Here is a 13,817-nt window from a genome sequence, read left to right on the forward strand (position 1 = left end):
AACCGTCGCTGGCAAGAACATACCGCATCCAGGCGGGCTGTCAAAGGCCTGCCGCACGCATGGTTTCCAGGCCCGACAGCCGCGCCCGGGCCGCCAGCCCGGGATGCGCCCGGCATCGCAGCCCGCCCCCCCGCCCGTGGACAGGGCCAGCCCCCGCGCGTATGCTGGCCCGGCAACCCCGCGCCCCGCAACCCGAAGGCCATGACCCGACCCGACCCGCAGCCCGCGCCCGCAGCCGCCCCGCCCGTCCTGGCGCTGATCCCCGCCCGGGGCGGCTCCAAGGGCATTCCGCGCAAGAACGTGGCGCCCCTGGCCGGGCTGCCGCTCATCGCCTATTCCATCCTCGTGGCCCGCGCGGCCACGCTGGTGGACCGGGTGGTCGTTTCCACCGACGACCCGGATATCGCGGCCCGGGCCCGGGAGTTCGGCGCCGAGGCGCCCTTCCTGCGCCCGGCGGAGCTGTCGGGCGACCGCGCCACCCCCGGCACCTGCGTGCCCCACGCCCTGGCCGAGCTGGGCCGCCAGGGCTACCACCCCGCCGTGGTGGCCGTGCTCTACCCCACCCATCCCTTCCGCACCCCGGCCCTGGTGGACCACCTCGTGGCCCGCAACCTGGACGGCTTCGAGACGGTGTTCACCGCACGGCGCTTCACGCCCCACGGTGGCGGCCCGGCGCGCTACCGCTCCCTGGGCACCTACGACGGCGCGGCCATGGCCCGCACCGGGCGCGGCAGCTACTGCCACGTGCTGGACGATCCGGCCATGCTCATCGACATCGACACCCCGGGCGACCTGGCCCTGGCCGGGCAGGTCATCGCGCGCGGGCTGTTCGATTTCGGCTGCGAGGGCCTGTGGACGCGGTGATCTGCGCCCTGGCGCACCCCGGCGAAGCCCTGGCCGACCCGGCCCGGGGCGCGGCGCGGGTGGGCGCGTTGCTGGCGGCCCTGCGCGGGGCGGGCATTTTTTCCCGCGTGCTGCTGGCCGCCGCCCCGCCCCTGGACGCGCGCAGCCTGGCCCCGGACCCCGGCGCCACGGCCCTGCCGCCCCTGGCGGGCCCCGCCGCCCCGGCCCATGGCCGCCCGTGGCCCGAGGGCGCCCGGCGGGCGGCCCGGGCCCTGCTGGAATCCGGGGCCGACCCGGGCGCCGGGCATCTGTTCGTGAACTACCGCTGGCTGGCCCCCGGGCCGCCCGCAGCCCTGGGCCAGGCCCTGGCGAACTTCGCCGCGCGGGCCCGGGCCGCAGGCCGGGCCCTGGCCGCCTCGGCCGGCACGCCTGCGGACCATCCCTGCCAATTGCGCCGCCTGTTCACCATCCGCAAAACCTTGGCCCTGGCGCCCTGCCCCCCCGGCGCGGAGGAGGCCACCCCCGGGCTGGCGGCCCTGCTGGCCGGAGCGCCCGAAAGCGCCGGGCCGCCCAGCCACACGGCCCTGGCCGCAGGCCGCGCCGTGGCCGCCCTGCTGCCCGGCGGGCCCGGGGGCGCCCGGCTGCTGCTGGACGCCCGGCTGCGCCCCGGCGCGGTGGAGCTGGCCTGGAGCACCGGACGCGCGCGGCCCGAGCCGCAGGACGACCCCGCCCCGGCGGGGCAGGCGCCCCGGGTACTGCGCTTTCTGGTGGACGAATGGGCCGGGACGGCGGACGCCACCCCGGCGCTGGACCTGCTGCTGCTGGACGCCGTGGAGCACGGCGGGCCCTTCGACCTGAGCCGCTTCGACGCGCCCCCCGGGGCGCCCTGGCGCCCCGCGCCCGATGGCCGGGGCATGGTCCGCACCGACACGGGCCGCCGCATCCAGGGCCGCCAGGACTTCCCGCCCGTGCTCGTGCCCGACGCCGGGCTGCTCCACGCCGCCGACCTGCGGGCCCTGGCCGCCGAGCCGCCCGCGCCCCCGGCGCTGCTGGAATTCCCCGGCGCCCTGGTGGCGCGCACGGCCATCGACCTGCTGCGCGCCGAGCTGGCCGGGCTGCCCCTGCCCTAGCAGGGCCGCCCCCAAAGGGCCCGCTGCATCGCCAAAAAATGCAAGCCCTCGCGTCTGTCCCGACACGCGAGGGCTTGCGTTTTTTCGTGCCGCCATTGCACCGTCTTTGAACGGCCTGGGAAAGGGACTGCTTCACCCGGCAGCGCCCCGGGGCTGCCCCGTTGCCAGTAGACCGGAAGACGAAAAGCCCTAGCCGCGCGCCAAAAGCGACCGGAACAGCGCGTCGTAGGCCGCGACCATGGCCTCGATGGAAAAATTCCCGGCCATGCGCCGGGCGGCCGCGCGGCCCAGGCCAGCGGCCAGGGTGCGGTCGTCCAGCACGCGTTCCAGGGCTGCGGCCAGAGCCGGGGCGTCGCCCGGGGGCACCAGCAGACCGCTTGCGCCGTGCTCCACCAGCTCGCAGTTGCCGTCCACGGCGCTGGCCACCACGGGCAGCCCGGCGGCCATGGCCTCCATCAGGCTGTTGGACATGCCCTCGAAGGCCGAGGGCTGGGCGTAGGCGTCCAGCCCGGCCAGCAGGGCGGACACGTCGGCCACATGCCCGGGCAGGTGGACCCGCCCCTCCAGGCCCAGGCGCGCGGCCTGGGCCTCCAGCGCCGCGCGCAGGGGGCCCGCCCCGGCCAGGACCACATGCGCCCGGCCCAGGGCGCCCCGGCCCAGGGCCAGGGCCTCCAGCAGGAGGCCATGATTCTTCTGGGCATACAGCCGCCCCACGCTGCCCACCACGGGCACATCCCCGGGAACGCCCTGGGCGTCCAGGGCCGTGCGGTCGCGCGGCAGCACCGCCCCGGCGCAGCCGTTGGGGATGTACACCACCTGCCCAGGGCGCACGCCCTCGCGGGCCCGGGCAAAGGGCACCACCTCGCGGCTGTTGAAGACCACCCTGCTCGCCAGGGGCGCGGTCAGGCGGCACAGGGGAAACCACCACCAGGGCCGGTCAACATTGCGCGCGCGCACCGAGGAGAGCACCACCCCCGCCCCGGCCAGCCACGCCGCCGGGCGCCCGAGCACGTCGGCCCAGGGCAGCAGGGTCAGCGCCACGTCGGGCCGCGCGCGGCGCAGTTCGGCCACCAGCCGGACCAGCCCCGTGCCCCGGGCCACGGCGCCCTTGCCCAGCACCAGCACCCGCGCCCCGGCGGCTTCCAGCGGCCCGCGCACCAGGGGCGAATCCTCGTCGCCCAGGCCGATGACGGTCTGCTCCCAGCCGCGCCCGGCCAGCCCGCGCACCAGATGCGTCAGGGCCCGCTGGGTGCCCCCGGGGCCCAGGCTGTCCACCACGTAGGCCGCGCGCAGGCGGGGGCCGCTCATGGCCGCCCCCCGCCGGATGCGGACACCGCCCCGGCCAGGTGCACCTCGTGGAACCAGCGCACGTAGCAGATGATCGGCCACAGGAAATACTGGTGATCCACGCGCCCGGAGCGGTGGGCGCGCACCACGCGCGCCACGCCCTGCGGGTCCAGCCCGGCGCGCAAAAGGTTCTCGCGGGCCAGGGTCTCGTTGGTGAACGCGCCCAGCTCGGCAAAAAGCCAGCGGTCCAGGGGCACGCCGAAGCCCATCTTGGGCCGCTCGGTGAGCGCCGGGGGCACGTAGCGCGCCAGCACGCGGCGCAGCAGGTGCTTGCCGCGCCCACCCGCCCAGGACAGGCGCGGGGGCATGGCCAGGGACAGGCGCAACACGGCCTCGTCCAGCAGGGGCACCCGCGCTTCCAGGGAGCAGGCCATGGTCGCCCGGTCGGTCTTGGTCAGGCAGTCGTCCACCAGATAGCCGCCCAGGTCCGTGAGCATCATCTGGCGCAGGAAGTCGCCCCCGGCCAGGGCCCGGCCCCGCTCCCCCGCCGCCGCCAGGCCCGAGGCCCACAGCGTGGCGCGCGGGCCCGCGCCGCACAGCTCGGCCAGGGCCGCGAAGTTGTCGAGCACGAAATGCTCGTAGCGCCGGGCGGCGTCGGGGAAGGCCAAAAACGCGCTGGCGGCGTGGGCCGCCCGGGAGCGCGGCGCGCCCCGGGTCAGCGCGCGCACCCCGGCCCGCAGCCAGCCCGGGGCGTGTTCCGTCCAGGCCCAGGCGCGGGCCAGCAGGTGGTAGCGCGGGTAGCCGAAGAACTGCTCGTCGCCGCCGTCGCCGGTGAGCGCCACGGTCACCCGCTGGCGGGCGAAGCGGCTGATGAGATACAGCGGCACCGCCGAGGCGTCGCCGAAGGGCTCGTCGAAGGCCCCGGGCATGGCCGTCAGCGCCTGGAGCACCTCCGCCGGGGTCACGGTCAGCTCGTGGTGGCGGGTGCCCAGGTGCGCGGCCACGCGCCGGGCGTGGGCGGACTCGTCGCAGCGCGCGTCGGCCCAGCCCACGCAGAAGGTGTCCACCGCGCCGCCCGCCCGCGCGGCCAGGGCGGCCACCAGGCTGGAATCCACCCCGCCCGAGAGCAGCACGCCCACGGGCACGTCGGCCACGAGCTGGCGCGCGACGGCCCCGGCCAGGGCGGCGTCCAGGGCATCGGCCCACTGCCCCTCGGGGGCGTCCGGCGCCAGGGGCGCGGCCTGCGGCGCCAGCCAGACCCCCGGCGACCACCACGCGCGCCGCACCGGGGCCACGGCGTCCGCGCCCAGGTCCAGTTCCACGCAGCCGCCCGGGGGCACCTTCTCGATGCCCGCGTAGATGGTCCGCGGCCCGGCCACGTACTTGGAGGTCAGCATCTCGAAGCGCGCCACGGGGTCGATGGCGTCCGTGCGCCCGCCCAGGCCGCGCAAGGGTGCCAGGGTGGAGGCAAACCCCGCCAGGGCCGGGCCGTGGGCGAAATACAGCGGCTTGACGCCGATCCGGTCGCGCGCGGCCAGCAGCCGCCCGGCCTGCAAATCCACATGCACGAAGGCGAACATGCCCTCCAGGTCGTCCAGCCCGGCGGGGCCGTGGCGCATGAGCCAGCGCAGCAGGACTTCGGTGTCCGAGCGCGTGCGCAGGCGCTCGCCCCGGGCTTCCAGGTGGCGGCGCAGCTCCGCGTGGTTGTAGATCTCGCCGTTGAAGACCAGCCAGTGCCGCCCCTGGCCCGCGCTCATGGGCTGGTCCGCCGCGCGAGAGAGGTCCAGCACGGCCAGGCGCGTGTGGCCCAGGCTGACGCGGCCCCCGGCCAGCACCGCCGTGCCCGCGCCGTCAGGCCCGCGCAGGGCCTGGGTGGCGCAGGCGGCTTCCAGGCGCGCCCCTGCGGGCGCCCCGCCGCCCGGGGCGAAGAAGGCCACGATGCCGCACATCTCAGCGCCCCTCCAGCAGCGGGCCCAGGGCGTCCAGGGTCCGCCCGACCATGGCGTCCAGGGTGAAGTGTTCCGCCATGCGCGCCCGGGCGGCCAGGACCAGGCGGGCCCGCTCCAGGGCCGGGGCCGTGAGCAGCGCGGCCAGGGCCCCGGCCAGGGCCCGGTGGTCGCGCGGGGGCACGGCGCGCCCCGCCTCGCCGACGACCAGGGCCGCGTCGCCCACGGTGGTCACCGCGCAGGGCACCCCGCAGGCCATGGCCTCGCCGACCACGTTGGGGAAGCCCTCGCCGTAGGCCGAGGCCAGGGCCAGGGCGTCCAGGGCCGCGTACACGGCGGGCATGTCCTCCCGGGCCCCGGGCAGCACCGCGCAGTCCGCCAGGTCCCAGCCCGCCAGGGTTCCGCCCAGGGCTGCGGCAGTGCCGGGGCCCACGCAGGCCACGCGCAGCCCGGGCACCTGGCGACGCAGCAGGGCGCAGGAGCGCAGGAAATTCGGCCAGTCCTTCATGGGGTCCATGCGCCCGACCTGGGCCACCAGGGGCGCCTCCGGCGCCACGCCCCAGGCCGCGCGCACCCGGGCCCGGGCCTCGGGGTCCGGGGCGAAGCGCGCGGTGTCGATGCCGTTGGGCACCACCACGGCGGCCCGGGGCCGGTAGCCCGCCCGGCGCGCCACCGCCAGCCCGGCGGCGGAGTTGGCCACGAGCACGTCCACCGCGCGGGACAGCACCGCGCCCAGGCGGAAGGCCGCCGCCTGCCCCAGGCTGTAACGCCCCCAGGCCACGTCGGAAAAGCGCAGGCCCCAGGCCGCGCGCGCGCCGCTGGCCCGGGCGGCGGCCAGGGCCAGCTCGTTGACCACGGGCTGGAAGCCGTAGACCACCCGGGGCCGCAGCCGCCGGGCCAGGGCCACCAGCCGCGCGGCGGCGGCGGGCAGGTCGCGCCTGCGCCAGCGCGGCGCCGGGCAGAGCACGGCAAGCCCCGGGCCCAGGCGACGGCGGGCTTCCGCTTCCAGCCCGCCCCCGGCGTGCAGGGCGGCCAGGGTCACGTCCAGCCCGCGCCCGGTGAGCCCGGCGGCCAGCTCCAGGGCCTGGCGCTGGGCGCCGCCGGTGTCCAGGTCGGCGACCACGAGCACGAGCCGCGTCATGGCCGGGCCTCCCCGGCGGGGCGCAGGGGCCCGGGCAGGTCCTCGCGGCGCACGTAGCCGAACACGTCCAGGGTTTCATACAGCGCCATGCGCGCCTCGGGTCCGCCCGCCAGGGCGTCCAGCCCGGCGGCGGCGCCGGGGTGCCACCACACGAGGCGCAGGGCCTTCTCGAAGCATTTGCGGGCCAGGGCCGTATCGTCGGGGGCCGCCGTGGCGGCCAGCCCCTGGCCCAGGGCCGCCAGGGCCCCGGGGGACAGCGGATCGGCCTGGGCCGCCCGGTGCAGCAGGGCCAGGGCCTGACGGGCGTCCCCGGCGCGCAGGCGCAGCAGGCCCAGGGCGGCCAGGGCCCGGTCATGCTCCGGCTCGCGGGCCGTAAGCCCTTCCAGCAGGGCCAGCGCCGCGTCGGCGCGGCCCCCGGCCTCGTGGGCCCGGGCCAGGGCCAGGGCGGCAGCGCGCCCGCGCGGCCCGTCCACATCGGCCCGCAGGGCGGGGGCGGCCACGCGCCGGGCCGCGCGGGCCCAGACGGCCAGGGGCTCGCCCGGCGCAGCCCCGGCCTCCGGGGCCACGGCGTCCAGGACCGCCAGACCCAGGGCGGCCTCCGCGTCCCCGGGGCGGACTTCGGCCATGGCCTCGTAGCAGCGCCGGGCCTCGGCCCACCGGCCCAGGGCCTCGTGGGCGGCGGCCCGCTCGGCGAGAATCTTGGCGTAGTGCGCGTCGTCGCGGCGATACAGCGGGAAGCTGTCCACCCCGCCCTCGGGGTTGCGCACCGGGGCCCCGGACGCGTCCTGCGGGCTGAAGGTGCATTCCAGCGCGTAGCGCACGCCCACGCGGTCCTGGAGGTAGGCCATGTCCCGGCCGTCCCTGTATTTCCAGTTGAAGAACTGGACCCAGCGCGGCGGGGTCTCGCGCAGGCTCCACAGCACCCAGGGCTCCTCGCTCACGTCGGCGTGGTGCGAGTAGAGGAACAGGTACTGCGGGTCGAAGGCCATGCACCCGGAATAGAGATAGATGGTCGGCTGGTCGCCCCACACGCACAGCCGGTCGCCCTGCGCGGCGCGGGCGCCGATGCAGCGGCCTATGTCGCGCGCCGTGGCGAAAAGCACGCCCACATAGGGATGGACGATGCCGAAGGACAGGGCCGCCGCCCGGGAAAAGGCCGGGGCCAGCCGCCGGGCCAGGCGCACGGCCTCCCACAGGGCCGCCGCACCCAGCAGCACCCCCGCCACGGGCCACGCCCGGCCCAGCTCCGCCAGCCGCCAGCCGCCCAGGGCCGCCAGCACGGCCAGGGGCGCCCAGATCCCGTTGAAATGCGGGGTGTAGTAGTTCTTCTGGAGCTGCTGCGCGGCCAGGGCCAGGGCCGCGAGCCCCGCCAGCAGCCCGGCCCCGGCCCAGGCTCCGGGCCCGGCCAGGGCCAGCCCGGCCACAGCCAGGGCGACCACGGCCCGCAGGTCGTCCAGGGCAGGCAGCAGGTTGGCGCGAACTTTCTGCCACCCGCTCATGGCCGTGGCGGCGTGCAGGCTGCCCACGTAGCCCCCGGGGGCCAGCCGGGCCAGCCCCGGCAGCCGCCCCAGGCCCGCCAGGGCCGCCAGGGCCAGCAGCCCGTCGCGCAGGGGTTCGGCCAGGGTGGTCAGCAGGTAGGGCCGCGCGCCCAGGCCCGCGCGCGGGATGAGCGCCAGGGGCAGGGCCAGCACCCCGGCCAGCCCCGCCGCGTACCAGCCTGCCCCGGCCCAGGGCGCCGGCCCGGCCAGGGCCAGCAGGCCCAAAGCCCCGGCCAGCAGAAGCCCCGTGGGCTTGAAATGCACGCAGACCCCGGCCAGCGCCCCGGCCACGGCGGCCAGAGCCGGGTCCGCCCCGCGCAGCACGGCCACCAGGGCCACCACGGCCAGGTTGGCGGGCAGCACGGAAAAATGCTCGGCGTAGGTGAGCATGAACATGGTCCGCGGCGTGGCCTGGACCACGGCGTAGAGCAGCCCGGCGGCCAGGGCCACCCAGGGCTGGCCGAACAGCGCCAGCGCCAGCCAGGACACCGACGCCGCGCACAGGGCGTACCAGCCGATCTTGAAATACTGGAACAGCTCCGGGGCGCCCGGGCCTGCCCCCGGCCCGGCCAGCCGCCCGGCAATCCGGTAGAACAGTGCTGCCAGCAGGGGGATGTTGAAATAGCCCTGGCAGTGGTAGTTGCCGTGCATGCGCAGCCCGCGCCCGGCAAAGAAGGCGAAATAGTACCAGCGGCCCTCGTCCTCGGCCAGGGGCTTGCGGGCCATGGGCAGGGCCAGGGCCGCCGCCACGGCGCAGACCGCCAGGGTGCACAGCGCCGCCGTCAGCACCCTGCCCGCTCCCGGCTCCGCCGACCCGTTCCTGTGGTCATGTCCTGGCTCCTTTGCGGCAGTCCCGCCGCGTCATCCCGCCATGTCGCGCGCTTAGGCGTTTTCTTTCCGCCGTCGATGCGCTAGCATCGCTGCGTGCAAGCTCCGGGCCGTTCCGGGGCGGCCACGGCGCGCCCGGCGCGCCCAACGGCGCCACGCGCCACCCCGCAAGGACCGATGCACGCCGCAGCCCCGAAAAAACCACGCGTGGCCCTGACCCTGCTGGGCTGCGACGCCTCGGGCCAGATCGGCGGGGCCGAGCAGTTCTTCGCCCGGCTGGCCGACGCCTGCGCCCGGCGCCAGGGCGCGGCCTTCGAGGTCCACTTCGCCACCATGGCCGACGCCGCGCGCGTCCTGCGCCGCCGGGGGCTGCTGCTGGCCGCGCCGGACCGGGTGCACACGGCCCCCAATCTTCCGGCCTGGAAATTCAAGGCCTTCGCCGATTCGGCCCTGCTCTGCCGCCTGCTGCTGCGCGAAGACTTCGACCTGGTGCACATGGTCATGCCCTCGGCCCTGCATGCCCCGGCCCTGGGGCTGCTGGCGCGGCTGCCCCGGCGCCCGGCCCTGGTGCTCAACATCACCGACTGCACCGTGGCCCACCACTGGAACGACTCCACCCGCCGGGGCGACCCGCAGCGCACGGCCTACCGCACCACCCTGGGCCTGGTGCCCTTCGACGGGCTCTACTCCTGGTACACCCTGTTTTGCGACGCCGTGGCGCGCGGGGCCATCCGGCCAGCAGGCCAGCCCCTGGTGCGCGCCGCGCGCACGGTGTTCGCGGACCTGTCGCGCTTCGCCCCCGCGCCCGTCAAGGAGCGGACCATCGTCTTCGCCGCGCGGCTGGTGCCGATGAAGCGCCCGGAACTCTTCGTGCAGGCCGTGGCCCTGCTGCTGCGCGAACGGCCCGGGCTGGCCGCCGGATGGCGCTTCGTGCTCATGGGCGAGGGCCCCATGCGCGAGGCCCTGCTGCGCCTGCGGGCCGAGGCCGGGCTGGCCCCCGAGCAGCTGGACTTCGCCCACGGCGACGATCTGGCCCCGGCCCTGGCCCGCTCGCGGGCCTTTGTCTCCTGCCAGGACTACGAAAACTTCACCTCGCTGGCCATGCTCGAAGCCATGGCCTGCGCCAACGCCCTCATCGCCCGCAACGTGGGCCAGACCGGGCAGTACCTGCGCCCCGGCGCAAACGGCGTGCTCGCCCCGGGCCACGATGCCCCGGCCATGGCCCGGGCCCTGGAAACCTTCCTGGAGGCCCCGCAGCACCACGAGGCCTGGGGCCGCGAGAGCCGCCGCCTGGCCACCGAGGTGCACACCGAGGACGCCTTCGTCCAGGACGTGGAAACCTTCTGGACCGACGTGCTGGCCCGGCGCGCCCGCCCTGCCCCCCAGGGCTAGCCCAGGGAATCCAGGTACAGCCCGAGCCCCTCGTCGAAGGCCACGCGCGGCGGGCCGAGCACCCGGGCCATGGCCCGGGTGTCGCCCACGATGTCGCCCGCGCGGCCACTGTCGCGCCGCTCGAACACGGGCTCGCGCCCCAGCCTGCGGCCCATGGCCTCGGCCATGTCGCGGATGTGCAGCGCCTGCGGTCCGGCGAGGTTGAGCTTGTGGCTGGCGTCCAGGGCCAGGCAACCCGCCAGAGCCCGGGCCGCGTCGGCAACATAGAGCGGATTGATGCGGATGCCGCGCTCGCCGTCCAGCACCACGGGCAACCCCTCGGCCACCGAGCGCACCAGGCGCGGCACCAGCGCCCAGGGCCGCTGCCCCGGCCCGTAGACGAAGAAGAACCGCGCCACCACGACATGGAAGAGCCCGTGGTAGCTCTCGGCCAGGATCTCCGAGCAGAACTTGGTGCCCAGGTAGAAGCCCAGCTCCCCGGCGGGGCGGATCACGTCGTCCTCGGTAAAGGCCCGGCCCCCGCTGCCGTAGATGCCGCCCGACGAGGCCAGCACGAAGCGGGTCGCCCCGGCGCTGCGCGCGTAGTCCAGCAGCCGGGCCGTGCTGTCCACATTGGTGGCGAAAATCTCGCGCGAGCGGGCCGGAAAGTCGCGGTAATGCTCGCTCTGGGCCAGGTGGACCACCGTGTCCGCCCGGGCGGGCAGGCGCGCGGGGTCCCACGGGCCGGTGAAATCCAGGGGCACGTGCGTGACCCGCGCCGGGCAGCGCGCGGCGTCCGGCGGCCTGCGCCCGGCGCAGACCACCTCGTCGTCCGGGGCGAACAGCGCCAGCAGGTGCGAGCCGATGAAGCCCGAGGCCCCGGTGAGTACGCAACGGCTCATGGCGCCCCCCCGCCCCCGCAGCCCCCGGGGCGCACGGCGCGCACGGTGATCCCGGCCTCCTCCTCGTGCAGCCATTCCACGTCCAGCCCGGCGGCGGCGCACATCTCGCGCGCCTCCTGGGCCGTGTGGCGCCGGGCCAGGGCGGGCCGGAACCAGTCGAAATTCACGTGGTTCATCTCCTCGAAGCTCCAGTCCGCGCGGTAGAAGCACTTGAGCACATGCCAGTAGATCAGGCGCTGCACGTCGTAGGTGCCAGCGGGGATCTCCAGCAGGGGCACGTCGGGCACCGTGACCTGGCAGCGCAGCTCGCCCAGGGCGCGGCCCAGCTCCGTCAGGGGCCGCAGGGCCTCCCAGGCCTGTTCGTCGGTCATGCCCGCCAGCCGCTCGCGCACCAGGTCATCGGTGAACTCGCGCACCGGGCCCTTGCGGCGGTAGATGTAGAACAAAAGCCGCCCGCCCGGGCGCAGCATCCGGGCCAGGGCGCGCACCCCGGCGGCGGTGTCCAGGGTATGGTGCAGCACGCCCTCGCTGAACACCAGGTCGAAGCTGGCCTCGGCCAGGGGCATGTCCAGCAGGTCGCCCTGCAGGAACAGCCCGGGCACGCCCCGCTCGCGGAAGGCGTCGCGCGCCCCGGCCACGGCGCCGGTCAGGTCCAGCCCCACGTAGGTGTTGCGGTGCAGATGCTCGCCGAAAAAGCGCAGCGCCACCTCGCCCACGCCGCACCCGGCCTCCAGGATGCGCCGCCCGCCGCCGCCCAGCCAGGCGTCCAGCAGCCCGGGGTCGCCCCCGCAGTACTTGGAAAACATCCAGTCGGCGAGAAAATCGCACACGGCCTTGGAGCCGTAGCTCTCCCGGCGGCTCCATTTGTGGGCGAAGCAGTCCCTGGTCTGGTTGCGGGCGGCAAGCTCCGCCTCCCGGTCCGTGCGGCGTTGGTCGGTCACCCCAAGCTCCTTGCTTCCGTTTGCGCCCGGGCCAGCGCCGCCACCTGCGGCAGCGCCTCTTCCGCCACGGCGCGCCAGCCGTGGACCCGGCGGGTCCATTCCAGGGCCTCGCGGCCCCGGGCGTCCAGATCGATGCCCCCGTCCAGCACGGCGGCCAGCACGGCGGCGATGTCCTCTTCCGTGCGCGCCTGGAGCACCGGCGGCAGGGCAAAGCCCTTGGCCGCAAAGGCCCCGGCGTCCAGATGCATGAGCACCGGCGCCCCGCAGGCCATGGCCTCCAGGGCCGCCGCCCCGTAGCCGCCGACCACGAACTGGTCCGCCACCAGGTCGGCACCGGACATGAGCCCGTAGAGCAACGGCTTGGACAGCACGAAGGGCAGCACCGTGACGTGCTCCGGCCCGCAGGCTGCGGCCAGGGCCTGCCTGTCGCGCCCCCAGCCCAGGGCCAAAACATGCAGCCGCCCCGCCCCGGCCAGGCGCGCCACCGCGCGCAGCAAGCGGTCGCTGCCCTTGACCCGCGCGTCCAGCCGCGAGGGCACCACGCAGACCACCTCGGCCTCGGGGCAGGGCTGGCCCAGGGCCGCCAGGGCCCCGGCCAGGGCCGCGCGCCGGGCCGCCCGGCCCAGGGGCGGGTCCACCTCGGGCATGGGCAGCGGAAAATACAGCAGCCGCCGGGCCCCCGAGGCCGCGAAGGCGTCGCCCCGCTCGCCCCCGGCCACCCGCGGGTCGTGGGAGCCCACGCCCAGGGCCCGGGGGTAGGCCCGGCGCATGAGCCGCCGCCAGCAGCGGTTCTCCACCGCCGCCCGCAGGCTGCCGCCCCCGGGCGGGTCGAAGCCCGCCACCAGGCGGATGTCCGTCCCGAAGGGCCACAGCAGCACGGGGCGGCCCGAGAGCATCCCCAGCACCGTGCCTTCCAGCCCGTTGCAGACCACCAGGTCGCACCCGCGCAGCAGGTCCAGGCTGGCCGCCAGATGGGGCCGCCTGAGAAATACCGCCTTCAGGAAGGCCGCGTCCAGCCCCCGCACGCCCGCGAGCCTGCCGCCCGCCGGGGCGGCGGCGGGGGCCGCCTCCAGGGGGTCGGCCACCCACGCCGGGGCGCGCCAGCCCGCGCGGGCCTCCAGGGCGCGCACGCGGTCGCGGCCCCACGGGCGGCCATCGGCCAGCTCCCCGGCGTCCAGGCGCAGGGGCGCGTCCTGCCACACGGGGTGCCCGAAGGGGTGGTACATGCCCCAGTCGCGCACCAGCAGCACGTCCTGCCCGGCCCGGGCCAGGGCCTGGGCGATGAGATAGGTGGCGTTGGCCTCGCCGCCGTAAAGCCCGATGCGCATCAGGGCCGCTCCGCGCGGACGGCCAGGGCCTCGACGATGGCCGTCATGCCGTAGAACCGGCCCTTGTAGGCCGGGGGCGCGTCCAGCCCCTGGGCGCCGGGCGCGCGCAAGGAGCCCTCGGGGCCCATGGCCTGCACGGCGAACCCGGCGCCTTCGAGCACCGCGCGCAGCCGCCGGGGCGGCACCACCACCTGGCTGCCCCGGCCCAGCAGCGTGCGCCCCAGGTGTGTTTAGCCAGATAGTCTTGGACAAGTGAGGCAGTGCGGGACCATGCGGGAACTCGTGGGACAACGCCACGGCTGGCGTGGGTTTTCGATCTGGTCGGGTGCGGAACAGCGGCGGGCCGCCCTGCCACTTATCTTTGGACAAGGCGGCCCGTTACGCCACTTATATTGGGACGAGCCTAATTCACCAGATATGGCACAGGGGTGAGCGATGCGGGACGTGTTTCAGCAGGGAGTCCCAGCTTCTCAGCCATCACCCTATAACAATCCAAAGCAGGCAAATCGGTGCAGGCATGAGAAGCACCTGCGGTGTCTGCTTTTTTGTACATAACGTCAAT

General features: G+C 75.9%; 11 protein-coding genes. 3 read left to right on the forward strand and 8 right to left on the reverse strand.

All coding sequences use genetic code 11. The features are described 5' to 3' along the window. The first annotated feature begins 201 nt into the window (after positions 1 to 201). Both G495_RS20460 and G495_RS0111565 read left to right on the forward strand, forming a co-directional pair. The gene (locus G495_RS20460) at positions 202 to 864 is read left to right on the forward strand and encodes an acylneuraminate cytidylyltransferase family protein (protein ID WP_051445316.1); all 663 of its coding nucleotides are present in this window, start codon (positions 202 to 204) and stop codon (positions 862 to 864) included. Further along, on the forward strand, positions 852 to 1,973 hold the full coding sequence (locus G495_RS0111565; RefSeq protein ID WP_028587941.1) for a hypothetical protein: 1,122 nt from the start codon (positions 852 to 854) through the stop codon (positions 1,971 to 1,973). The genes G495_RS20460 and G495_RS0111565 overlap by 13 nt, the downstream gene beginning before the upstream one ends. A gap of 189 nt (positions 1,974 to 2,162) precedes the next feature. Here G495_RS0111565 and G495_RS20465 read toward each other — a convergent pair whose 3' ends face one another. The 4 genes from G495_RS20465 to G495_RS0111585 are packed head-to-tail and all read right to left on the reverse strand — an operon-like array spanning position 2,163 to position 8,674. After that, positions 2,163 to 3,281 carry a glycosyltransferase gene (locus tag G495_RS20465; RefSeq protein ID WP_051445317.1) on the reverse strand — a complete coding sequence of 373 codons (1,119 nt, stop codon included), beginning with the start codon at positions 3,279 to 3,281 and terminating at the stop codon, positions 2,163 to 2,165. After that, positions 3,278 to 5,209 (reverse strand): asparagine synthase (glutamine-hydrolyzing), encoded by a 1,932-nt coding sequence (gene asnB, locus G495_RS18855; protein WP_051445318.1) that lies wholly within the window; start codon positions 5,207 to 5,209, stop codon positions 3,278 to 3,280. The genes G495_RS20465 and asnB overlap by 4 nt, the downstream gene beginning before the upstream one ends. A 1-nt stretch (position 5,210) precedes the next feature. Further along, entirely contained in the window at positions 5,211 to 6,347 is a 1,137-nt protein-coding gene (locus G495_RS22855) for a glycosyltransferase (RefSeq protein ID WP_051445319.1), read from the reverse strand. Continuing rightward, positions 6,344 to 8,674, reverse strand: a complete 2,331-nt coding sequence (locus tag G495_RS0111585) for a tetratricopeptide repeat protein (protein WP_028587942.1) — start codon at positions 8,672 to 8,674, stop codon at positions 6,344 to 6,346. The genes G495_RS22855 and G495_RS0111585 overlap by 4 nt, the downstream gene beginning before the upstream one ends. Before the next feature lie 246 nt (positions 8,675 to 8,920). Between G495_RS0111585 and G495_RS0111590 the strand changes: the two genes are divergently transcribed. Continuing rightward, positions 8,921 to 10,105 carry a glycosyltransferase family 4 protein gene (locus tag G495_RS0111590; RefSeq protein WP_028587943.1) on the forward strand — a complete coding sequence of 395 codons (1,185 nt, stop codon included), beginning with the start codon at positions 8,921 to 8,923 and terminating at the stop codon, positions 10,103 to 10,105. Here the strand turns inward: G495_RS0111590 and G495_RS0111595 are convergent. From G495_RS0111595 to G495_RS0111610, 4 genes are read right to left on the reverse strand one after another with little or no spacing between them, the layout of a single operon-like run. Next, on the reverse strand, positions 10,102 to 10,986 hold the full coding sequence (locus G495_RS0111595; protein ID WP_028587944.1) for an NAD-dependent epimerase/dehydratase family protein: 885 nt from the start codon (positions 10,984 to 10,986) through the stop codon (positions 10,102 to 10,104). The two genes, G495_RS0111590 and G495_RS0111595, sit on opposite strands and share 4 nt — an antisense overlap. Further along, entirely contained in the window at positions 10,983 to 11,927 is a 945-nt protein-coding gene (locus G495_RS18865) for a class I SAM-dependent methyltransferase (RefSeq protein WP_051445320.1), read from the reverse strand. The genes G495_RS0111595 and G495_RS18865 overlap by 4 nt, the downstream gene beginning before the upstream one ends. Continuing rightward, the gene (locus G495_RS21780) at positions 11,924 to 13,255 is read right to left on the reverse strand and encodes a glycosyltransferase (RefSeq protein WP_028587945.1); all 1,332 of its coding nucleotides are present in this window, start codon (positions 13,253 to 13,255) and stop codon (positions 11,924 to 11,926) included. The genes G495_RS18865 and G495_RS21780 overlap by 4 nt, the downstream gene beginning before the upstream one ends. After that, a complete protein-coding gene (locus G495_RS0111610) occupies positions 13,255 to 13,446 on the reverse strand; it encodes a hypothetical protein (protein ID WP_028587946.1) in 192 nt (63 codons plus the stop codon). The genes G495_RS21780 and G495_RS0111610 overlap by 1 nt, the downstream gene beginning before the upstream one ends. Between the last annotated feature and the right edge of the window lie 371 nt (positions 13,447 to 13,817).

It is taken from the genome of Desulfocurvus vexinensis DSM 17965 (assembly GCF_000519125.1).
Classification (GTDB): domain Bacteria; phylum Desulfobacterota; class Desulfovibrionia; order Desulfovibrionales; family Desulfovibrionaceae; genus Desulfocurvus; species Desulfocurvus vexinensis.

Bases quoted from the DNA above. Each gene is read 5' to 3' on its own strand.
- G495_RS21780 (WP_028587945.1), bottom strand. From the start codon at position 13,255: ATGCGCATCGGGCTTTACGGCGGCGAGGCCAACGCCACCTATCTCATC.
- G495_RS22855 (WP_051445319.1), bottom strand. From the start codon at position 6,347: ATGACGCGGCTCGTGCTCGTGGTCGCCGACCTGGACACCGGCGGCGCC.
- G495_RS0111595 (WP_028587944.1), bottom strand. From the start codon at position 10,986: ATGAGCCGTTGCGTACTCACCGGGGCCTCGGGCTTCATCGGCTCGCAC.
- asnB (WP_051445318.1), bottom strand. From the start codon at position 5,209: ATGTGCGGCATCGTGGCCTTCTTCGCCCCGGGCGGCGGGGCGCCCGCA.
- G495_RS20460 (WP_051445316.1), top strand. From the start codon at position 202: ATGACCCGACCCGACCCGCAGCCCGCGCCCGCAGCCGCCCCGCCCGTC.
- G495_RS20465 (WP_051445317.1), bottom strand. From the start codon at position 3,281: ATGAGCGGCCCCCGCCTGCGCGCGGCCTACGTGGTGGACAGCCTGGGC.